Source organism: Paracoccus panacisoli (assembly GCF_042435015.1).
Lineage (GTDB): Bacteria > Pseudomonadota > Alphaproteobacteria > Rhodobacterales > Rhodobacteraceae > Paracoccus > Paracoccus panacisoli.
Genome location: NZ_JBHMQU010000033.1, coordinates 22,074 through 40,690, shown reverse-complemented (window position 1 = coordinate 40,690; position 18,617 = coordinate 22,074). Strand labels below are relative to the sequence as shown.

The 18,617-nt window shown below is 71.6% G+C and carries 22 protein-coding genes, 1 tRNA gene and 2 pseudogenes; 12 read left to right on the top strand and 13 right to left on the bottom strand.

The genetic code is table 11. The features are described from left to right. The 4 genes and pseudogenes from ACFHYO_RS08260 to trpE form a co-directional block, all read left to right on the top strand. Positions 1-582: pseudogene (locus ACFHYO_RS08260) on the top strand (hypothetical protein); the annotation flags it as partial. Further along, the gene (locus ACFHYO_RS08255; protein WP_394319652.1) at positions 579-1,793 is read left to right on the top strand and encodes an aminotransferase; all 1,215 of its coding nucleotides are present in this window, start codon (positions 579-581) and stop codon (positions 1,791-1,793) included. The pseudogene ACFHYO_RS08260 and the gene ACFHYO_RS08255, both read left to right, overlap by 4 nt. A gap of 84 nt (positions 1,794-1,877) precedes the next feature. Beyond that, entirely contained in the window at positions 1,878-3,749 is a 1,872-nt protein-coding gene (locus tag ACFHYO_RS08250; protein WP_394319648.1) for a peptidylprolyl isomerase, read from the top strand. After that, positions 3,749-5,248, top strand: a complete 1,500-nt coding sequence (gene trpE, locus ACFHYO_RS08245) for an anthranilate synthase component I (RefSeq protein WP_394319646.1) — start codon at positions 3,749-3,751, stop codon at positions 5,246-5,248. The genes ACFHYO_RS08250 and trpE overlap by 1 nt, the downstream gene beginning before the upstream one ends. A 17-nt stretch (positions 5,249-5,265) precedes the next feature. Here trpE and ACFHYO_RS08240 read toward each other — a convergent pair whose 3' ends face one another. Beyond that, positions 5,266-5,415: a hypothetical protein gene (locus ACFHYO_RS08240; RefSeq protein WP_156113622.1), complete on the bottom strand. Its 150-nt coding sequence runs from the start codon at positions 5,413-5,415 to the stop codon at positions 5,266-5,268. 161 nt (positions 5,416-5,576) lie between these two features. Between ACFHYO_RS08240 and ACFHYO_RS08235 the strand changes: the two genes are divergently transcribed. Next, positions 5,577-5,759, top strand: coding sequence for a hypothetical protein (locus ACFHYO_RS08235; RefSeq protein ID WP_036705010.1), 183 nt, complete (start codon positions 5,577-5,579; stop codon positions 5,757-5,759). Between the two features lie 65 nt (positions 5,760-5,824). Here the strand turns inward: ACFHYO_RS08235 and ACFHYO_RS08230 are convergent, their stop codons facing one another. The 4 genes from ACFHYO_RS08230 to fabI are packed head-to-tail and all read right to left on the bottom strand — an operon-like array spanning position 5,825 to position 8,419. Beyond that, positions 5,825-6,376: a DUF2127 domain-containing protein gene (locus ACFHYO_RS08230; protein ID WP_081969608.1), complete on the bottom strand. Its 552-nt coding sequence runs from the start codon at positions 6,374-6,376 to the stop codon at positions 5,825-5,827. After that, positions 6,348-6,881 carry a xanthine phosphoribosyltransferase gene (gpt, locus tag ACFHYO_RS08225; RefSeq protein WP_036705016.1) on the bottom strand — a complete coding sequence of 178 codons (534 nt, stop codon included), beginning with the start codon at positions 6,879-6,881 and terminating at the stop codon, positions 6,348-6,350. The genes ACFHYO_RS08230 and gpt overlap by 29 nt, the downstream gene beginning before the upstream one ends. A gap of 47 nt (positions 6,882-6,928) precedes the next feature. After that, on the bottom strand, positions 6,929-7,570 hold the full coding sequence (locus ACFHYO_RS08220) for a LysE family translocator (RefSeq protein ID WP_253270395.1): 642 nt from the start codon (positions 7,568-7,570) through the stop codon (positions 6,929-6,931). 6 nt (positions 7,571-7,576) lie between these two features. Beyond that, positions 7,577-8,419: an enoyl-ACP reductase FabI gene (gene fabI, locus ACFHYO_RS08215; protein WP_394319644.1), complete on the bottom strand. Its 843-nt coding sequence runs from the start codon at positions 8,417-8,419 to the stop codon at positions 7,577-7,579. Positions 8,420-8,480: 61 nt separating this feature from the next. Between fabI and pdxH the strand changes: the two genes are divergently transcribed. From pdxH to ACFHYO_RS08185, 6 genes and pseudogenes are all read left to right on the top strand, one after another. Next, complete coding sequence (gene pdxH, locus ACFHYO_RS08210; RefSeq protein ID WP_394319642.1) at positions 8,481-9,095, top strand: pyridoxamine 5'-phosphate oxidase; 615 nt, start codon at positions 8,481-8,483, stop codon at positions 9,093-9,095. 160 nt (positions 9,096-9,255) lie between these two features. After that, positions 9,256-9,777 (top strand): annotated as a pseudogene (locus tag ACFHYO_RS08205) (cold-shock protein); the annotation flags it as partial. 239 nt (positions 9,778-10,016) lie between these two features. Further along, positions 10,017-10,481, top strand: a complete 465-nt coding sequence (locus ACFHYO_RS08200) for a DUF192 domain-containing protein (protein WP_394319640.1) — start codon at positions 10,017-10,019, stop codon at positions 10,479-10,481. A 75-nt stretch (positions 10,482-10,556) separates the two neighbouring features. Continuing rightward, positions 10,557-10,633 (top strand) — tRNA-Pro (locus ACFHYO_RS08195). 193 nt (positions 10,634-10,826) lie between these two features. Continuing rightward, positions 10,827-12,008 (top strand): ribonuclease D, encoded by a 1,182-nt coding sequence (gene rnd, locus ACFHYO_RS08190; protein ID WP_036711325.1) that lies wholly within the window; start codon positions 10,827-10,829, stop codon positions 12,006-12,008. Then, positions 12,001-12,516: a GNAT family N-acetyltransferase gene (locus tag ACFHYO_RS08185; RefSeq protein WP_394319638.1), complete on the top strand. Its 516-nt coding sequence runs from the start codon at positions 12,001-12,003 to the stop codon at positions 12,514-12,516. The genes rnd and ACFHYO_RS08185 overlap by 8 nt, the downstream gene beginning before the upstream one ends. Here ACFHYO_RS08185 and ACFHYO_RS08180 read toward each other — a convergent pair. From ACFHYO_RS08180 to ACFHYO_RS08150, 7 genes are all read right to left on the bottom strand, one after another. Continuing rightward, on the bottom strand, positions 12,513-13,016 hold the full coding sequence (locus ACFHYO_RS08180) for an MgtC/SapB family protein (RefSeq protein WP_043133978.1): 504 nt from the start codon (positions 13,014-13,016) through the stop codon (positions 12,513-12,515). The genes ACFHYO_RS08185 and ACFHYO_RS08180 overlap by 4 nt on opposite strands. A gap of 74 nt (positions 13,017-13,090) precedes the next feature. Then, positions 13,091-13,408 carry a phosphoribosyl-ATP diphosphatase gene (locus ACFHYO_RS08175; RefSeq protein ID WP_394319636.1) on the bottom strand — a complete coding sequence of 106 codons (318 nt, stop codon included), beginning with the start codon at positions 13,406-13,408 and terminating at the stop codon, positions 13,091-13,093. A gap of 9 nt (positions 13,409-13,417) precedes the next feature. Then, positions 13,418-14,179 (bottom strand): imidazole glycerol phosphate synthase subunit HisF, encoded by a 762-nt coding sequence (gene hisF / locus ACFHYO_RS08170; protein ID WP_036711327.1) that lies wholly within the window; start codon positions 14,177-14,179, stop codon positions 13,418-13,420. Positions 14,180-14,452: 273 nt separating this feature from the next. Further along, positions 14,453-15,424: a beta-ketoacyl-ACP synthase III gene (locus tag ACFHYO_RS08165; protein WP_394319633.1), complete on the bottom strand. Its 972-nt coding sequence runs from the start codon at positions 15,422-15,424 to the stop codon at positions 14,453-14,455. Next, positions 15,424-16,572: a phosphate acyltransferase PlsX gene (plsX, locus tag ACFHYO_RS08160; protein ID WP_394319631.1), complete on the bottom strand. Its 1,149-nt coding sequence runs from the start codon at positions 16,570-16,572 to the stop codon at positions 15,424-15,426. Before plsX ends, ACFHYO_RS08165 begins: the two co-directional genes overlap by 1 nt. 21 nt (positions 16,573-16,593) lie before the next feature. Continuing rightward, positions 16,594-16,800 (bottom strand): 50S ribosomal protein L32, encoded by a 207-nt coding sequence (gene rpmF / locus ACFHYO_RS08155; protein WP_036704393.1) that lies wholly within the window; start codon positions 16,798-16,800, stop codon positions 16,594-16,596. 137 nt (positions 16,801-16,937) lie between these two features. After that, positions 16,938-17,498: a YceD family protein gene (locus tag ACFHYO_RS08150; RefSeq protein ID WP_394319629.1), complete on the bottom strand. Its 561-nt coding sequence runs from the start codon at positions 17,496-17,498 to the stop codon at positions 16,938-16,940. A 172-nt stretch (positions 17,499-17,670) separates the two neighbouring features. Here ACFHYO_RS08150 and ACFHYO_RS08145 point away from each other — a divergent pair, with 172 nt between their 5' ends. Then, positions 17,671-18,132 (top strand): outer membrane protein assembly factor BamE, encoded by a 462-nt coding sequence (locus ACFHYO_RS08145; protein ID WP_394319628.1) that lies wholly within the window; start codon positions 17,671-17,673, stop codon positions 18,130-18,132. Positions 18,133-18,158: 26 nt separating this feature from the next. Here ACFHYO_RS08145 and msrB read toward each other — a convergent pair whose 3' ends face one another. Beyond that, the gene (gene msrB / locus ACFHYO_RS08140) at positions 18,159-18,551 is read right to left on the bottom strand and encodes a peptide-methionine (R)-S-oxide reductase MsrB (RefSeq protein WP_036736543.1); all 393 of its coding nucleotides are present in this window, start codon (positions 18,549-18,551) and stop codon (positions 18,159-18,161) included. Positions 18,552-18,617 lie beyond the last annotated feature (66 nt).

The window sequence follows — 18,617 nt, the reverse complement described above, 5'->3', positions numbered from 1 at the left end:
CCGGCCGCGCCCCGGCCGCTGGCGCCCGCCCCGCTCGCGCCCGAACCCGTGGCCGCGCCGGGGGCCGAGGCGCCCATCCCGGTTGCCCCGCCCGGTCAGGTCGTGGTCCCGAGCCTCGACCGCCTGCCCGAGCGCAGCGCCGCGGCCGAGCAGCTGCCCGCGCCCGTCGCGCGGGACGCCTCGCCCGATCCGGGTGCCCCTGCGGACGTCGCCCTTGAGAGCCGCACGCCGGACTCGTCCACCGACCGCTCCGCCGCCGTGACCGATACCGCGCCGACCCCCTCGGCCGCGTCACCGGCGCCCGATGCGGCCCCGCAGGCCGACCCGACCGCCACGGACCCGGCCGCGCGCCCCGACGTCACCGCCCCGCGCCCGCTCACCGCGCCCGCGACCCCCGGCGCCACCCCGGTCCCGCTGCCACGCGACGTGCCGCGCCCGGCACCAGACCTGTCACTCCCGTCTCTGCCGCTGACCGCCACCACGCGGAAGGCGCCGACTCTGGCCCGGCCCTCGGGCGAGACCCCCGCCCAACCCGACCTGACCGACCTCGCCCCCCTCGCTGCGCCCGGAGCCTCGAACTGATGCTGCCCCTGAACCCCGCCCTCGCCGCCACCTTCCGCCCCCCGGTGATGGAGGCGCGGCGCTGGCTCGAGGGGGTCAGCTTCCCGCCCGACCGCCCGCTCATCAACGTGAGCCAGGCCGCCCCCGTCGATCCCCCGCCCGAGGCGCTGCGCGCCGCCATCGCCGAGGCAGCGCTGAACCAGGCCGCGGCGCATCTCTATGGCCCCGTCCTCGGCAACACCGACCTGCGCGAGGCGGTCGCCGCCGAATGGTCCCGCGCCTACGGCGGCCGGATCGAGGCCGGGAACGTCGCCATCACCCAGGGCTGCAACCAGGCCTTCTGCGCCGCCATCGCCACACTCGCCGGGCCGGGGGATGAGGTCATCATCCCGGTGCCGTGGTATTTCAACCACAAGATGTGGCTCGACATGCAGGGCGTCCGCGCCGTGCCGCTCGGCTGCGGGCGGGGGATGGTGCCCGACCCCGAGGCGGCGGCCGCGCTGATCTCGCCCCGGACCCGCGCCATCGTGCTGGTCAGCCCCAACAACCCCTCGGGTGCCGAGTATCCGGCCGAGGTGCTCGCGGGCTTCCGCGACCTCGCCCGCGCGCACGGGCTGGCGCTGGTGGTGGACGAGACCTACCGCGACTTCGACTCGCGCGAGGGCGCCCCGCACGGGCTCTTCGCCGACCCGGATTGGGACGACACGCTGATCCAGCTCTACAGCTTCTCCAAGGCGTTCCGGCTGACCGGGCACCGGGTCGGCGCGCTGGTGGCCAGCCCCGCGCGGCTGGTCGAAGTCGAGAAGTTCCTCGACACCGTGGCGATCTGCCCCGGGCAGCTGGGCCAGATCGGCGCGGTCTGGGGGATGGCGCATCTGCGCGACTGGCTGGCCGGCGAGCGGGCCGAGATCCTGCGCCGCCGCGACGCGATGGCGCAGGTCATGGCCGGCCTGCCGGGCTGGCGGGTCAAGGGCTGCGGCGCCTATTTCGCCTGGGTCGAGCATCCGTTCGCGGAAAGCTCGGCCACGCTCGCCCGGCGGCTGGTGGCCGAGGCGGGGGTGCTGCTCTTGCCGGGGACGATGTTCATGCCCGAGGGCGACCCCGACGGGCCGCGCCATGTCCGCATCGCCTTTGCCAACGCCGACGCAGACGGCATCGCCGCGCTGGGCCAGCGGTTGGCCGCGGTGACGCCCCCGGCAAGCGGCCTTGCCGGCCCGGCGGGCTGCGCCTAAACACGCCGGGCCGGGCGCAGGGCGTCCCGGGTCGGGCCGCCACAGACGCGGCCGGCAGGAACACGGGGGCACGGGGGCGACCGAATGACCAGTTTGCGAACCAAGGGCAAATCCACCATCGTCTGGATCCTGCTGGGGATGCTGCTGCTGGGCCTCGGCGGCTTCGGCGTGCGCAACTTCTCGGGCGGGGCGGTGGGCAGCATCGGCTCGGTCGGGGATACCGACATCGGCACCGACGACTACCTGCGCGGCATCCGGTCCGAGATGCAGGGCTTCGCCGCCCAGACCGGGCAGAACATCACCGCCGAGCAGGCGCGCACCATGGGCCTGCCGCAGACCGTGCAGGCGCGGCTCTTCACCGCCGCGGCGCTCGAGGACGAGGCGCGGCGGGTCGGCCTGTCGGTCGGCGACGAGGCGGTGCTGCGCCAGCTGACGCAGGCCCCGGGGTTCCAGGGGCAGGGCGGCAACTTCGACAACGCCCGCTATACCGACGTGCTGCGCCGCGAGGGGCTGACCCCGGCGGCGTTCGAAGAGCAGGTGCGGATGGACGAGGCGCGGATGATCCTACAGCGCGCCGTGATCGGCGGGCTGGGCGCGCCGATCACGCTGCGCGATCGGACCGCCGGCTGGCTGCTCGAGACCCGCGACCTGTCCTGGGCCGAGCTGACGCCCGCGCAGCTCAAGAGCCCGGTGACCCAGCCGGACGAGGCGACGCTCGAGGCCTGGCACCAGGCCAATGCGGCCGAGTTCACCGCCCCCGAGGTCCGCAAGATCACCTATGCCTGGCTCACGCCCGAGATGCTGGCCGACACCGTGCAGCTGGATGAGGCCGCGCTGCGCGAAATCTATCAGCAGCGCATCGCCGAGTTTCAGCAGCCCGAGCGGCGGATGGTCGAGCAGCTCGTCTATCCCGACGCCGCCGCCGCCACGGCCGCCAAGGCGCGGCTCGACGCAGGGCAGGCGAACTTCGAGCAGCTGGCGGCCGAGCGCGGCCTGCAGCTCTCGGACATCGACCTGGGCGAGATGACCGAGGCGGCGCTGGGCGCCGCCGGGCCGGCGGTCTTCGCGCTCGACCAGCCGGGCGTGGTGGGCCCGGTCGAGACGGCGCTCGGCCCGGCGCTGATCTCGATGAACGCCATCCTCGAGCCGGTGAATATCCCCTTCGAGCAGGCCCAGGCCGACCTGCGCGCCGAGGCCGCGGCCGACCGCGCCAAGCGGCTGATCGAGGATCAGGCCGCGCAGCTCGAGGACCTGATCGCCGGGGGGGCGACGCTCGAGGATCTGGCCAAGGACACGCCGATGGAGGTGGGGAGCATCGACTTTTCCGCCGACACCCCGGCGGGCGGGATCGCTGCCTATCAGAGCTTCCGCGAGCGCGCCGCGCAGCTCACCGACAAGGATTTCCCGCAGATCTACCCGCTCGATGATGGCGGCGTGTTCGCGCTGCGGCTCGACGCGGTGGTACCGCCGACGCTGCGGCCGTTTGCCGAGGTCCGCACCGCGGTGCTCGACGACTGGACCGCGGCCGAGACGCGGCGCCAGCTCAAGGCGCTCGCGCAAGAGGAAGAGATGCAGCTGAGCATGGCGCCCGCCGCCGACGGCGCCGCTGCGCCGGGCCTGCCGGTGACCCTGACCCCGGCCCCCGCGGTCGAGCGCGACACCGGGATCGAGGGCGTGCCGGGCGATGTGACCGCCGCCGCCTTTCGCCTCAAGGCGCCGGGCGACACCGGCGTGGTCGAGGCCGACGGGCGGGTGTTCGTGATCCGGCTCGACGCGGTGCACCCGGCCGACCTCGGGACGGTCGAGGCCGCGCCGGTGCTCGACGGCGTCTCGCGCCGGCTGGGCGAGTCGCTGCAGGGCGACGTGTTCGAGGCCTATGCCCGCGCGCTGCAGACGACGCTGGGGGTGACGATCAACACGCCCGCCATCGCCGCGGCCAACGCCCGGATCCAGTGATGGACCTCGCGCCGGATTTCGACGCCTTCGCGCAGGGCTGGGCGGCGGGGCAGAACCAGCTGGTGACGATCCGGCTGGCCGCCGATCTCGACACGCCGGTGAGCCTGATGCTCAAGCTGGCCGAGGCGCAGCCGCTGTCCTTCATGCTGGAAAGCGTGACCGGCGGCGAGGTGCGGGGGCGCTATTCCATCGTGGGGATGAAGCCGGACCTCGTGTGGGACTGCCGCGACGGGCGCGCCCGGATCAACCGGCAGGCCCGCTATGCCGAAAGCTTCGAGGACGATCCGCGCCCGCCGCTCGAGAGCCTGCGCGCGTTGATCGCGGAAAGCCGGATCGAGATGCCCGAGGGCATCCCGCCGGTCGCGGCGGGGCTCTTCGGCTATCTCGGCTATGACATGATCCGGCTGGTCGAGCATCTGCCGGACGTGAACCCGGACCCGCTGGGGGTGCCGGATGCGATGCTGATGCGGCCCTCGGTGGTCGCGGTGCTGGACGGGGTGAAGGGCGAGGTGACGCTCTGCGCGCCGGCCTGGCACGACCCTGCGGTGCCGGCACGGGCCGCCTATGCCCAGGCTGCCGAGCGTGTGATGGAGGCGCTGCGCTCGCTCGACCGCCAGCCCGCTGAGCCGCGCGCACTGGGGCAGGGGGGCGCGGTGGGCGAGCCGCGCTCGAACTTCTCCCGCGCGGGCTATGTCGCCGCGGTCGAGGCCGCCAAGGACTACATCCGCGCCGGCGACATCTTCCAGGTGGTGCCCTCGCAGCGCTGGGCCATCGACTTTCCGCTGCCGCCCTTCGCGCTCTACCGCTCGCTCCGGCGCACCAACCCCTCGCCGTTCATGTTCTTCCTCAACATGGGGGGGTTCCAGATCGTCGGTGCGTCGCCTGAGATCCTCGTGCGGGTCCGCGACGGCGAGGTGACCATCCGCCCTATCGCCGGCACCCGCCCGCGTGGGGCGACGCCGGAAGAGGACCGCGCCAACGAGGCGAGCCTGCTCGCCGACGAAAAGGAGTTGGCCGAGCACCTGATGCTGCTCGATCTGGGCCGGAACGACGTGGGCCGGGTGGCGCGCATCGGCACGGTGCGTCCGACCGAAGAGTTCATCATCGAGCGCTATTCCCACGTCATGCACATCGTCTCGAACGTGGTGGGCGAGCTGAACGAGGGCGAGGACGCGCTGTCGGCGCTGCTCGCGGGGCTGCCGGCGGGCACCGTCTCGGGCGCGCCCAAGGTCCGGGCGATGGAGATCATCGACCAACTCGAGCCTGAAAAGCGCGGCATCTACGGCGGCGCAATCGGCTATTTCGCGGCGAACGGCGAGATGGACATGTGCATCGCGCTGCGGACCGGGGTGGTCAAGGACGAGACTTTGTATGTGCAGGCCGGAGGTGGGGTCGTCTACGACAGCGACCCCGAAGCCGAGTTCATGGAGTGCGTGCACAAGTCCAAGGCGATGATCCGGGCCGCCGAAGGGGCGGCGCGGTTCGTGCGGGGGAACTGAGGGGCCGCGGCCCGGGCTCACTCGGGCTTCGGTGCCTTGGCGGCGGCGGCCTGGTTCTGGCGACGCAGGCGCTGCGCCTCCTCGATGCGCATCTGCTGCTTCATCTTGCCGGCCTCGTCCTCGTCGGTGCCCTCGACCAGCTCGTGGCTGCGAATGTCCTTGGTCATCGGATCTCTCCCTCGGGAATGGCATCCTGCCGAGGTAGAACCGATCATCCGGCGGTCGGGTTCCGGTCGGAACCGTGGCGGTCCCGGGGCGGTTGACCCGGCATCAGCGACGTTCGTGGCCCGTGAGGCCCCGTCGCGCCCCATTCAAACGGAGCGATGCCATGAGCATGAAGCACAACCCGGCCGTCTATAACCCCGTCGAGCACGTCACCCCCGACGAGGCCGAGCGTAACAAGCGCATCATGGGCAAGAACCAGGCCCATCAGGACGGCAAGCAGGAAGACGACATTCCCGGCACCGACAAGTCGGTGAAGACGCCGGATACGGGCAAGGCGACCGCCTGAGCCCACTTCGAGACGATCATGACGGCCGCCGCTCGCCCGGCGGCCGTTCGCATGGCGGCCCGCCGTCAGGCCCGGCCGGACCGATGCCGCAGCTTGCCGGCGCCGGCCAGCCGCCACTCGCGCCAGGTCAGCGCGATCACCACCGCGTCCAGCGCCGACAGCGCCAGCATCGCGGGCGAGCCGCTGATCTGCCAGCGATGCATCTGGTAGACCACGAACCCGCCGAACACGGCGAGCGCCAGCGGATAGGCAAAGGCCACCCCGCGCGCGAGCAGCGTCACCACCGCCAGCTTCACCAGCCCATGCGTGAGCAGGTAGAGTGCATAGAACTGCTGGCTGCCCGGGTCGATGTGGCTCGCCGCGGCGAGGATGCGGCGCACCAGCGGGTCCGAGGGATCCTCGATCAGCTCGGCATGGGTCAGCCAGATCATCCCGCGATGCAGCGCCGCGTTCGGGACGAAGATCAGCGCTGCGCCCGCCATCGCCTCGATGGCCGCGAACACCGCCTTGGCGCCGAGGCTCAGCTCGAACAGTCGATGCAGCAGACCGTCGTCGTGGGGCAGGTGGCGGACCAAGGCGCGCGCGGCGTCAGTCGGTGCCGCGATAGGGCTCGACATACTGCAGCGCCATGTCCCACGGGAAGAAGATCCAGGTGTCCTGGCTGACCTCGGTGATGTAGGTCTCGACCATCGGCTGGCCCTTGGGCTTGGCGTAGACGGTGGCGAAATGCGCCTTGGGATACATCTGCCGCACCAGCTCAAGCGTGCGGCCGCTGTCCACGAGGTCATCGACGACCAGCACGCCCTCGCCGTCGCCCATCATGCCCGCGTCGGGGGACTTGAGCACCTGAAGCTCGCCCTGCACGCCCTTGGCGCCGTCGCCCTTGTAGGACTTGATCGAGATCGTGTCGATCGTGCGGATGTCGAGTTCGCGCGCGACGATCATCGCCGGCACCATGCCGCCGCGGGTGATCGCCACCACGGCGCGCCATTCGCCGCCCCCCGCCGGGGCCTTGTCCTGCAACCGCCAGGCCAGCGCGCGGGCATCGCGGTGCAGCTGGTCCCAGCTGACGTGAAAGCCGCGCTCGTGCGGCAGGCGGTCGGTGGCGGGGGTGCGGGCCATGGTCTCCTCGGGGGCGGGGTCGGGGGCGGGGGCAGAAGCGGGGGCGTCTAGTGACGCAGGATCAGCGACACCCCTAGCGCACCAATCAGCCCCCCCGCAATGCGGTCGATCCACGGCTTGGCCGCGATATATCGCCGCCGCACCGGCCCCGTGGCCATGAGCGTGGTCACCGCGACGTAGAAACTCAGCTCGACCGACAGCGCGACGAGATAGATCACCGCCGGCGCCGCCCCGTGCAGGGCGGGAAAGATCGACATGATGACGCTGGCGTAGAAGAGCGCCGGCTTGGGGTTCGAGAGGTTGAGCGCGATCCCCTGCCAGAAGCCGGGGCCGCTCACCGTCTCGCCGCCCATCGCCAGCGGATCGGCCGCGTGGCGCCACATCTGCACCGCGATCCAGATCAGGTAGACGCCGCCCGCAAGCTTCATCGCCACGAAGAGCTGCGGCATGGCACGGAACAGCACCGTCAGCCCGAAGAGCGCGAAGAGACACCAGAGCGAGGCGCCCGTGGCGAGCCCCAGCGCATAGGGCATCGACGCCTGCCGCCCGCGCGCCGCCGCCGATCGGCTGGCCGCGATGATCGCCGGTCCGGGCGACAGGATCGCCACCGCCAGCGTGCTGACGAACAGCGCCAGCTGCGGCAGGGTGACCCCGTCGAGGGCCAGCGCCTCGAAGGCCGAGCCGGCCAAGGCGGGTTACTCGGCCGCCTTGCGGTTGGCGGTGGCGTCGATGTCGGGGGCGTCCACGGCCTTCATGCCGACGACGTGATAGCCCGCGTCGACGTGATGCGTCTCACCCGTGACGCCCGAGCCGAGGTCCGACAGCAGATAGAGCGCGGACTTGCCCACGTCCTCGGTGGTCACGTTGCGGCGCAGGGGCGAGTTCAGCTCGTTCCAGCGCATGATGTAGCGGAAATCGCCGATCCCCGAGGCGGCGAGCGTCTTGATGGGCCCGGCCGAGATGGCGTTGACTCGGATGCCGTCCTTGCCGAGGTCCTCGGCGAGATAGCGCACCGACGCCTCGAGCGCGGCCTTGGCGACGCCCATCACGTTGTAATGCGGCATGACCCGCTCGGCGCCGTAGTAGGTCAGCGTCAGAAGGCTGCCGCCCTCGGGCATCATCGCGGCGGCGCGCTGCGCCACGGCGGTGAATGAATAGACGGAGATGTCCATCGTCATCAGGAAGTTGTCGCGGCTGGTGTCGACGTAGCGGCCGCGCAGCTCCTCCTTGTCCGAGAAGACGATGGCGTGGACGAGGAAGTCGAGCTTGCCCCAGCGCTCACCCAGTTCGGCGAACAGCGCATCGACCGAGGCCATGTCGGCCACGTCGCAGGGCAGCACGATGTCGGACCCGAGCTGCTGGGCGAGGGGTGCCACCCGCTTCTTCAGCGCCTCGCCCTGGTACGAGAAGGCGAGTTCCGCCCCCTGGTCAGCCAGCGCGCGGGCGATGCCCCAGGCGATGGATTTGTCGTTCGCCAGCCCCATGATGAGGCCGCGCCGGCCTGCCATCAGCCCGCCCGCAGTCCGCTCGCTTGACATGAGTCATTCCCCGCGCTCTCAACTCACGCGAGGATTATGCCAAACCCGTGAGGGCGTCAAGATGAGCGACCGCAACGGAATTTTTGCCGGGGACGACCCGTTCGCCATCGCCCGGGCGTGGCTGGACGAGGCAGCGGCGACCGAGATCAACGATCCCAACGCGATGGCGCTGGCGACGGTGGATGCGGACGGGATGCCGGACGCGCGGATGGTGCTGCTCAAGGACATCGAGACGGGGCCCGCGGGTGGGTTCGTGTTCTACACCAACTACGACAGCGCCAAGGGCCGCCAGATCGCCGCGACGGGCAACGCGGCCTTCGTGATGCACTGGAAATCGCTGCGCCGGCAGGTGCGCGCCCGCGGCACCGTGACCCGCGAGGAAGGGCCGCAGGCCGACGCCTACTACGCCAGCCGGGCGCTGCAATCGCGGATCGGTGCCTGGGCGAGCCGGCAGAGCCAGCCGCTCGACAGCCGCGCCACGCTGATGGCCGAGGTCGCTCGCCAGGGGCTGCGGCACGGGGTGAACCCGGCCCGTCCGCCGTTCTGGGGCGGGTTCCGGATCACCCCGCTCGAGATCGAGTTCTGGGCTGACGGGGCGTTCCGCTTGCACGACCGCTTCCGTTGGGCGAGACGCTCCGTTCACGCCGAATGGGATGTGACCCGCTTGCAACCCTAAGGCGAATTTGCCGGGCAAAGGAACTCTCCACCTCGACTGAACGTACTTTTGCGTGAAGTCTGGACAGGCGAGTTGACGTTAGGTCAGGTATCCTGCAGTATTTGCAATCCGGCGCAGGATTATTCTGGTTTGCATCTCTGAGGAGAGCGAAGGGACGACGATGGACGCAGATTCGACCCAGGCTTTGGTGGTCGTACAGGGACCGATCAAGTGGTTCGATCCGATCAAGGGCTTCGGGTTTCTTGCCGATTCGGCCGGAGGCGCCGACGTGCTGATACATGCCAATGTCCTGCGGAACTTTGGTCAAAGCTCGGTCGCCGAGGCCGCGATGGTGGTCGTGCGCGCGATGAGTACGGCTAGGGGGCGTCAGGCCACCGAGGTGCTCTCGATCCAGCCGCCCCCATCGGATGGGCAGGCACCGATTGCCGATCTGGCCATGCTGCCCCCCCACCAGCTGGACCAACTGCCGTTATTGCCGGCGCGGGTGAAGTGGTTCGACAAGGCCAAGGGATTCGGCTTTGCAAACGTCTTTGGGCAGCGCGGCGACGTCTTCCTCCACATCGAGGTGCTGCGGCATTGGGGATTTGCCGACCTCGTGCCGGGTGAGGCTGTGGGCCTGCGGATAGTGCCCGGTCCGCGCGGGGCAATCGCCGCTCAGATCCTCGCATGGGACCGCGCCATCGCGATCTTGGAGCCGGGTGGAAACGGCAGCGCACCTGCGACTGGCAGCAATGGAAGCAACGGCAAGGCGTCCTGTGATCATGGCCCGGGCTTTGCACCCGGCCGCCTGTTCGGCCCGGGGTTTGCTGCCTCTCTTTCTGCATCGGTTTCACCCTCGCTCGTCGCCACGCTGGCTGCGGCTGGATGATGGGCCGCGCCGCTGCGCCTGCGCGGGGTCTGATGGCTTCGGCAGCGGTTGCTTTGCTGCTGATCGATCCTGCGGCGGCGAATGCCGCGTCCTGCTCGCCGGGCACGGCGCTTCTCACCACCGCCGAAGGCCGCGCCATCCCGGTTACCGTCGAGATCGCTGACGACGCCGCCGAGCGGGCGCAGGGGCTGATGGGCCGCCGGACGCTGCCCCCAGGTCACGGGATGCTCTTCGTCTATGAGACCCCGCGGCCGGCGAGCTTCTGGATGAAGGACACGCTGATCCCGCTGGACATGCTGTTCTTCGACGCCGCCGGGCGTCTGCGCCACGTCCACCCGCAGGCCACGCCGCGGGACCTGACCCCCATTTCCGGCGCCGCCCCCGGCGATCCCGACCCCGACCGGCTGCTCGTGCTCGAACTCGGCGGCGGCGAGGCGGCGCGCCTCGGCCTCGCGCCCGGTGCGGTGCTGACCCACCCGGCGGTGCCGCAGGCCGGGGCCGCCGCCCCGTGCCGCTGACCCCCCGTCCCGCCGCTCAGCCTGCGCGGTTTCGTCTTTCGCCCCGCCGCATTGCGGGATAAGAGACCGGCGGTCCGGGGCGTGGCGCAGCCTGGTAGCGCGACGGTTTTGGGTACCGTAGGCCGGAGGTTCAAATCCTCTCGCCCCGACCACATACTTTCCCCGCTGGGCAGAGGCCCGCGCAGTCCGGCCGGACAGGCCCCTGCCGCGCCGGTGCCTGTGCCCCACCCGCGGTGCGCGGGGCCGGGCCGAGGGGCCGCTCCGCCAGGCATGGCGGGCCGCGCGGCCCCGACGCCTGCCCGCCACCCCCCATGTGGCGGATGACCCGCCAGCCAGAGGACCACGATGGCCGCCGAACCGCGCATCATCACCACCACCGAAGAGCTCGCCGACATCTGCGCGCGGGCCAAGTCCCAGCCCTACGTCACGCTCGACACCGAGTTCCTGCGCGAGCGCACCTATTACTCCAAGCTCTGCCTCGTGCAGATGGCGCTGCCGCCGGCCTCGGGGCCGAAGGCGCCGGGGGGCGAGGCGGTGCTGATCGACCCGCTCGCCGAGGGGCTGTCGCTCGAGCCGCTCTACGACCTCTTCCGCCACGAGGCGACGGTGAAGGTCTTCCACGCCGCGCGCCAGGACCTCGAGATATTCTTCCACGACGCGGGCGTGTTCCCGACGCCGCTGTTCGACACCCAGGTCGCGGCGATGGTCTGCGGCTTCGGCGAGCAGGCGGGCTACGAGACGCTGGTCAAGCGCATCGCCAAGGCGCCGCTCGACAAGTCCTCGCGCTTCACCGACTGGTCGCGCCGGCCGCTGACCGCGGCGCAGGCGGATTACGCGCTGGCCGACGTGACCCATCTGCGGGCGATCTACGAATACCTGCGCGCGCAGCTCGACAAGACCGGCCGCGCCCCCTGGGTGGCCGAGGAAGCCGCGGTGCTGGTCGATCCCGAGACCTACATCGTGCGCCCCGACGAGGCGTGGGAGCGGGTGCGGACACGCTCGGGCTCGCCGCGGTTCCTGGCCGTGGTGCGCGAGCTGGCGAAGTTCCGCGAGAGCTACGCCCAGTCCCGCGACGTGCCGCGCTCGCGGGTGTTCAAGGACGACGCGCTGATCGAGCTCGCCTCGACCAAGCCCCTGACCGACGACGACCTGTCCAAGTCACGGCTTCTGCTGCGCGAGGCGCGGCGGGGCGAGATCGCGCAGGGAATCCTTGCCGCGGTCAAGGCGGGGGTCGAGGCGACCGACCTGCCGAAGCCCGCCCCCGACGAGCCGGGGCGGCAGGGCAACGGCGCGCTGTCCGAGCTGCTCAGGGTGCTGCTCAAGGCCAAGGCCGACGCCGAGGGGGTCGCGCCGCGGCTGATCGCGTCCTCGGCCGAGCTGGACGCCATCGCCTCGGGCGGGCGCGACCTGCCGGCGCTGACCGGCTGGCGGGCCGAGGTGTTCGGCAACGACGCGCTGCGCCTCGCGCAGGGGCGGATCGCGCTGTCGGCGTCGGGTGGGGCGATCAAGGTGGTGCCGGTTGGCTGACTCCTTCCGGCTCGTCACGCCGCGCACGCTGATCCGCAGCGTCGCGGCGGCGGACCTGGCCACGCTTTACGCCATCGCCACCCGCCCCGAAGTGGCGCGGATGCTGTTCGTCTTTGCCCCGGACATGGGGCGGGCGGCGTTCGACGCGATGTTTCCGCCCGGCGCGCAGATGCCGCCCTTCCGGGCGGCGATCGAGCGCGACGGGCGGGTGATCGGCTCGATCGGGATCGGCGCGGGCGCCGCGCCGCCCGTCTACTACTTCCTCGCCCCCGAGGCCGCCGGGCAGGGGCTTGCCACCGAAATCGTGGGCGCCTTTGCCGCCGAGATGGTCGCCCGCCACGCGCCGGCGGGGCTGACGGCCGAGGTCTTTGCCGACAACCCCGCCTCGGCCCGGGTGCTCGAGAAATGCGGCTTCGCGCGGGTCGAGGCGCGCAGCCTCTCGTCCGCCGCGCGGCCCGGGCCGGCGCCGGGGTGGCTGTTCCGGCGGTCGGGCGCGCCCGGGCTCTAGTCGTCCGCGCGGGTGTCGTCCTGCATCCGCTCGGCCACCGGGCTCACCAGATGGTGGATCAGCCACAGCACGACCATTGCCAGCACCGTGACCAGCACCGCCAGCTTGATGTCGCCCACCCCGCAGCAGAGCCCGATCGCCCCGCAGAGCCACATCGAGGCCCCCGTCGTCACCCCCCGCACGTTCGCCCCGTTGATGACGATCGACCCGGCGGCGAGGAACGCCACGCCCGACGTCACCGCCTCGATCAGGCGCAGGGGATCGGTGTTGAGCTGGGTGCCGGGGGCGCCCTCGAAGCTCGTCAGCTCCATCGCCACCAGCGCGAAGACGGCGGCGGCGAGCGCGATCAGCATATGGGTACGCAGCCCGGCGGCGCGGGCGTTCACCTCGCGCTCCCACCCGATGATGCCGCCGAGCAGCATCGCGGTGACGAGCCGCAGCACCGCGACGCCCAGAGGCACCGAGGTCATCGGATCGGTGAAGTCCTGCAGCAGGTTCATGGGCCGGCCCCTCGTCGGTGTCGGACCGTGTTAGCCCGTCGCGGCGCGGGTGTCATGGGGCTGTCACACGCGCGTCAGCGCGGGCGCGCGGCCTTCTCCTCGACGCCCGAGCGGCCCTCGCGGCGGTCGAGTTCGGCCAGCACGTCGGCCAGCGGCACCTCGCGCGCACTCAGCATGACGAGCAGGTGATAGAGGACGTCGGCGGCCTCGGACGTGAGGCGGGCGCGGTCGCCGCGGACCGCCTCGATGATCGCCTCGACGGCCTCCTCGCCGAACTTCTCGGCGCATTTCTCGGGGCCTTTGGCCAGCAGCTGCGCTGTCCAGCTCGACGCGGGGTCGGCGCCGCGGCGGGCGTCGATGGTGGCGGCGAGGCGGGTCAGCGTGTCGGTCATCGGCGGGCCTCAGCTCAGGCGGACGGGGATGCCGGCGGCCGCCATGTGGGCCTTGGCCTCGCCGACGGTGAAGGTGCCGAAGTGGAAGATCGAAGCGGCGAGGACGGCGCTCGCGTGGCCCTCGGTCACGCCCTCGACGAAGTGATCGAGCGTGCCGACCCCGCCCGAGGCGATCACCGGGATGTCGACCGCGTCGGCGATGGCGCGGGTCAGAGGAATGTTGAAGCCCGCCTTGGTCCCGTCGCGGTCCATCGAGGTGAGCAGGATCTCGCCCGCGCCCTGGGCGGCCACGGTCCGGGCGAAGCCCACGGCGTCGATGCCGGTCGGCTTGCGGCCGCCGTGGGTGAAGATCTCCCACCGGCCGGGGGCGACGGTTTTGGCGTCGATGGCGCAGACGATGCACTGGCTGCCGAAGCGGTCGGCGGCGGCGGCGATCACCGTGGGGTCGGCGACGGCGGCCGAGTTGAACGAGACCTTGTCGGCCCCCGCGAGCAGCAGGTCGCGCACGTCCTGCGGGGTCCGCACCCCGCCGCCCACGGTCAGCGGGATGAAGCACTGCTCGGCGGTGCGTGTCACGAGGTCGTACATCGTGCCGCGATTTTCGTGCGTGGCGTGGATGTCGAGGAAGCACAGCTCGTCGGCGCCCGCCGCGTCATAGGCGGCGGCCGCCGCCACCGGGTCGCCCGCGTCGATCAGGTCGACGAAGTTGACGCCCTTGACCACGCGCCCGTCGGCGACGTCGAGGCAGGGAATGATGCGGGTCTTGAGCATGGCGCCTGATTAGCCGCGCGGGCTGCGGGGGGGAAGGGGGGACAGGAGGGGCGTTGCCCCTCGGCGCGTGCCGCGCCTCACCCCAGGATATTTGCGCAAGGGAGAGGGGGGAGGGGGGCGCGTGCCTTTGTCCTGCAAGCAAGCGGGGCTCGGTCGCGGGTGTGGGCGACGGGAGCGGCGCGGCTTCGCAGGAGGGGGTAGCACGCGGGCGACGCCTGTGCGGGGCGGTCTCGGGAGCGCGTGGTCAGCCCGTGAGGCCGACCGGCGCCGGCGTCACCAGCGCAGGAGGACGCTGCCCCAGCTCATCCCGCCGCCGATCGCCTCGAGCACCAGCACGTCGCCCTCGGCGAAGCGCCCCTCGCCGTCGGCGACCGACAGCGCGAGCGGGATCGAGGCGGCCGAGGTGTTGCCGTGGTCGGCCACCGTCAGGACCACCTTGTCCATCGGCAGCTGCATCTTCTGCGCGGTCGCGCCGATGATCCGGAGGTTGGCCTGGTGCGGCACCAGCCAGTCAACATCCGCGGGCGTGAGGCCGGCCTTGTCGAGCGCCTGATGGGCGGTCTTGGCGAGCTTCTCGACCGCGTGGCGGAAGACGAGGTTGCCCTGCATCCTGAGGCAGCCCGCGGTGCCGGTGCGGCTGACCCCGCCGTCCACATACAGCAGGTCGCGCAGCGTGCCGTCGCTGTTGAGGTCGGTGGACAGCACACCGCGGTCGGCGGTGGTGCCCTCGCCCTCGACCGCCTCGAGGATCACGGCCCCCGCGCCGTCGCCGAAGAGGACGCAGGTGCCGCGGTCGGTCCAGTCCATGATCCGGCTGAACGTCTCGGCCCCGATCACCAGCACCCGGTCGGCCTGGCCCGAGCGGATCAGCCCGTCGGCGTTGGCCATGGCGAAGACGAAGCCCGCGCAGACGGCCTGCACGTCATAGGCAAAGCCGCGGGTCATCCCGAGCCCGGCCTGCACCATCGTGGCGACCGCCGGAAAGGTCAGGTCGGGGGTCGAAGTCGCCACGACGATCGCGTCGATGTCGTCGGCAGCCATCCCGGCGCGATCCAGCGCCGCGCGGGCCGCGGCGGTGGCGAGGTCCGAGGTGAACTCGCCCTCGGCCGCGAAATGGCGCCGCTCGATCCCGGTGCGCTCGCGGATCCAGGCGTCGCTGGTGTCGAGCGTCGCCTCGAAATGGCTGTTCTCGACCACGCGGGCGGGCAGGTAATGGCCGGTGCCCCGGACGACCGCGCGGCGCATCAGCCGTTGTCCCCGGACGGGCCCGGCGTGGGCGCGGCGGCAGTGGCGGCAGTGGCGGCCTGCTCGGCGGCTTGGGCCACGCGGGCGGCGAGCCGGTCCTGGAACCCCGACTTGGCGAGCTGGAACGCCAGCTTGATCGCCGCCGAGACGCCCGTCGCGTCGGCCGAGCCGTGCGACTTGACCACGGTGCCGTTGAGTCCAAGGAACACGCCGCCGTTCACCCGGCGCGGGTCGATGCGCTTTTGCAGGCGCTTGAGCGAGGTCATCGCGAGCAGGGCGGCAAACTTGGACATGATCGAGTTGGCGAAGGCGTCCTTGAGGAAATCGCCGACCAGCTTGGCCGTGCCCTCGCCAGTCTTCAACGCGATATTCCCGGTAAATCCGTCGGTGACGATCACATCCACGCGGTCACCCATCAGGTCGCCGCCCTCGACGAAGCCGACATAGTCGAAGCGCGCCGAATCTGCCGCCGCGGCGATCAGCTCCTGCGCCTCCTTCAGCTCTGACCGGCCCTTGTGCTCTTCCGTCCCGACGTTGAGCAGCCCGACGCGCGGCCGCTCGAGCCCGAGGCCGTTGCGGGCGTAGGAGGCGCCCATCATCGCGTATTGCAGCAGGTCGGTCGAATCGGCGCGGATGTCGGCGCCCACATCCAGCACAACGTTGAACCCCGAGGGGTTGCGCGAGGGCCAGAGGATGGCGATCGCCGGGCGCGCCACGCCGGGCAGCTTGCGCAGCCGCAGCATCGACATCGCCATCAGCGCCCCGGTGTTGCCGCATGAGACGGCGACCGTCGCCTCGCCCTGGCGGACCGATTCGATCGCCGACCACATCGAGGTGCCCTGTGCCGACCGGATCACCTGGCTCGGCTTGTCGTGCATGGTCACGACGCCGGGCGCGTCGCGGATGTCGCAGCGCGCGGCGATCTCGCGGCGCTTGCCGATCAGGCGGCGCAGCTCGGCCTCGGGGCCGTGGACGATGAAGCGGATCTCGGGGTTCTTGTCGGCGCTCTTCTCGATTCCGGCCACGACGGCGGCGGGACCGCGGTCCCCGCCCATCGCGTCAACGGAAATCACCACCGCGCTGCCGTTGCCGGCAGCCGCCTGGGGCGCGACCGGGGCCGCGTCGGAAGGGGAAAACGCCGTCGGCATCCCTGTGCGCCGTCAGCCGGATCAGGCCGCGTCGTCGTCCAGGTCGATGTCGTTCGCTTGCGCCACGACTTCGCGGTCGGCGTAGTGGCCGCAGGACGGGCAGACGTGGTGCGGACGCTTCAGCTCGCCGCAGTTCGGGCATTCGTTGGGGTTCCCGGCAACCAGCGCGTCATGCGAGCGGCGCATATTGCGGCGGGACCGGGTAACTCGGTTCTGGGGGACGGCCATGGGACAACCTTCGAGTGCAGGGGGCTGGGCGATTGTTGTCCCGGCCCGTTCGTGTTTCGGATCGAACCGGGCAGATACGTCACAAAACTGCGCGCCGCAAGGCCCAAGGGGCAATCGGCGCGCGCCGGGGCGACGGGTCAGCCGCCGTCGCCCGGCGGATCGTCGCGCCGCCCGAGCAGCGCGGCAAGGCCCGCGAAGGGCCGCCGTCCGGGGTCGTCGTCGGCGTCGGCGCCGGCCTCTCCGGGTGCCTCGAGCGCCGCGCCGGGGGCGCGCGGATAGAGCGGCAGCGCCAGCGCCAGCGCCTCGACCAGCACCGCGCCGGGGTCGATCACGCTGCCCAAGGGCTCGACCTCGTCGTCGGGCATCTCGATCTCGGCCCCCTCGGGCAGGTCGCCGCCGCTGTCGGCATAGGGGGACCAGACGCGGCGCACCGGCTCGTCGATGGCGGTCTCGACCGGGGCGAGGGTCACAACGCAGGGCTGCACCACCCGCGCGGTCAACCGCCCGGTCAGCGTCCAGGCCTCCTGCCCGGTGGCGGCGATCGTCGCCTCGAGCCGCGCGGCGGGCAGGCGCGAGAGCCCCAGCGCCGCGGCGATCCGGGCGCGGGCGGCCTCGTCGGGGGCGACCGTGACGGGGTTCGGGCGGCGGGGGTTCAGCTGCGTCACGCGCAGCGGCTGGGAGAAGGGGGCAGCGGTCATCAGGCTCGTTTCCGGCAAGGGGTGGGGGACCGGCAAGCTGCCGTGTCACCGACATTCTTGAGCGCCCGGTCCGAGTTTGCTAAGCGGGTCCGGCGGCGTCAACCGCCCGCGGCGCGAGGGCGCGACTGGGCGCGACAGGACGCGGCTTGAACCAGTGGGCGGAAGGTATCCGATGGCAACGACCCGGCGGCGTCTGATCGCCCTGACCCTTGCGCTGCCGCTGGCGGCGGCCACCGCGGGCTGCACCCGGATGTACCGCAACCACGGCTATGTCCCCACCGACGACGAGCTGGCGATGGTCGTCGTCGGCCAGACCAGCCAGGCGGAGCTCGAGGGGCTGATCGGCCGTCCGGGGGCGCAGGGGCTGCTGACCGGCTCCGACTGGTACTACGTCGGCTCGCGGTGGGAGCGGTATGGCCTCAACCCCCCGCGCGAGATCGAGCGTCACGTCGTGGCGATCAGCTTCGACCCGGCCGGCACCGTCACCAACGTGCAGCGCTTCGGGCTCGAGCAGGGGCGGATCGTGGTGCTGTCGCAGCGCGTGACCGACACCGGGGTGTCCTCGGCCTCGGTGCTGCGGCAGCTCTTTGCGCGGATCGGCCGGTTCAATCCGGGGCAGATGTTCGGCAACTGATTCGGCCGGCACGGTCGGGGCGCGCGTCAGGCGGCGTCCGGCACGAAGCGGATGGCGACCCCGTTGATGCAGTAGCGCAGGCCGGTCGGCGGCGGGCCGTCAGGAAAGACGTGGCCCAGATGCGCGTCACAGCGCTCGCACGTCACCTCGGTCCGAATCATGCCGTGGCTGCGGTCCACCGTCTCGCCGATCGCGCCGCCGGCGCGGGAAAAGCTGGGCCAGCCGCAATGGCTTTCGAACTTCTGGTCGCCGTCGAAGAGCCGCGCGCCGCAGCAGGCGCAGACATAGTGGCCCGGTCCCTTCGGAAACCCCTCGTGCGAGAACGGCCGCTCGGTCCCCGCCTGTCGGGTCACGCGATAGGTCTCGGGGTCGAGCAGCGCCCGCCACTCGGCGTCGCTGCGGGTGATCTTTTCGCTCATGGTGCATCCGATGTTGCGTTAGATTTACAAGGTAGGGCGAGTTTGGCGCCGGGCAAGGCGGGCGGG

What these genes read in the sequence shown, in the direction of transcription:
- ACFHYO_RS08250 (WP_394319648.1), top strand. Translation starts at nt 1,878, where the DNA reads ATGACCAGTTTGCGAACCAAGGGCAAATCCACCATCGTCTGGATCCTG.
- trpE (WP_394319646.1), top strand. Translation starts at nt 3,749, where the DNA reads ATGGACCTCGCGCCGGATTTCGACGCCTTCGCGCAGGGCTGGGCGGCG.
- ACFHYO_RS08240 (WP_156113622.1), bottom strand. Translation starts at nt 5,415, where the DNA reads ATGACCAAGGACATTCGCAGCCACGAGCTGGTCGAGGGCACCGACGAG.
- ACFHYO_RS08235 (WP_036705010.1), top strand. Translation starts at nt 5,577, where the DNA reads ATGAGCATGAAGCACAACCCGGCCGTCTATAACCCCGTCGAGCACGTC.
- ACFHYO_RS08230 (WP_081969608.1), bottom strand. Translation starts at nt 6,376, where the DNA reads ATGTCGAGCCCTATCGCGGCACCGACTGACGCCGCGCGCGCCTTGGTC.
- gpt (WP_036705016.1), bottom strand. Translation starts at nt 6,881, where the DNA reads ATGGCCCGCACCCCCGCCACCGACCGCCTGCCGCACGAGCGCGGCTTT.
- fabI (WP_394319644.1), bottom strand. Translation starts at nt 8,419, where the DNA reads ATGTCAAGCGAGCGGACTGCGGGCGGGCTGATGGCAGGCCGGCGCGGC.
- pdxH (WP_394319642.1), top strand. Translation starts at nt 8,481, where the DNA reads ATGAGCGACCGCAACGGAATTTTTGCCGGGGACGACCCGTTCGCCATC.
- rnd (WP_036711325.1), top strand. Translation starts at nt 10,827, where the DNA reads ATGGCCGCCGAACCGCGCATCATCACCACCACCGAAGAGCTCGCCGAC.
- ACFHYO_RS08180 (WP_043133978.1), bottom strand. Translation starts at nt 13,016, where the DNA reads ATGAACCTGCTGCAGGACTTCACCGATCCGATGACCTCGGTGCCTCTG.
- ACFHYO_RS08175 (WP_394319636.1), bottom strand. Translation starts at nt 13,408, where the DNA reads ATGACCGACACGCTGACCCGCCTCGCCGCCACCATCGACGCCCGCCGC.
- hisF (WP_036711327.1), bottom strand. Translation starts at nt 14,179, where the DNA reads ATGCTCAAGACCCGCATCATTCCCTGCCTCGACGTCGCCGACGGGCGC.
- ACFHYO_RS08165 (WP_394319633.1), bottom strand. Translation starts at nt 15,424, where the DNA reads ATGCGCCGCGCGGTCGTCCGGGGCACCGGCCATTACCTGCCCGCCCGC.
- plsX (WP_394319631.1), bottom strand. Translation starts at nt 16,572, where the DNA reads ATGCCGACGGCGTTTTCCCCTTCCGACGCGGCCCCGGTCGCGCCCCAG.
- rpmF (WP_036704393.1), bottom strand. Translation starts at nt 16,800, where the DNA reads ATGGCCGTCCCCCAGAACCGAGTTACCCGGTCCCGCCGCAATATGCGC.
- ACFHYO_RS08150 (WP_394319629.1), bottom strand. Translation starts at nt 17,498, where the DNA reads ATGACCGCTGCCCCCTTCTCCCAGCCGCTGCGCGTGACGCAGCTGAAC.
- ACFHYO_RS08145 (WP_394319628.1), top strand. Translation starts at nt 17,671, where the DNA reads ATGGCAACGACCCGGCGGCGTCTGATCGCCCTGACCCTTGCGCTGCCG.
- msrB (WP_036736543.1), bottom strand. Translation starts at nt 18,551, where the DNA reads ATGAGCGAAAAGATCACCCGCAGCGACGCCGAGTGGCGGGCGCTGCTC.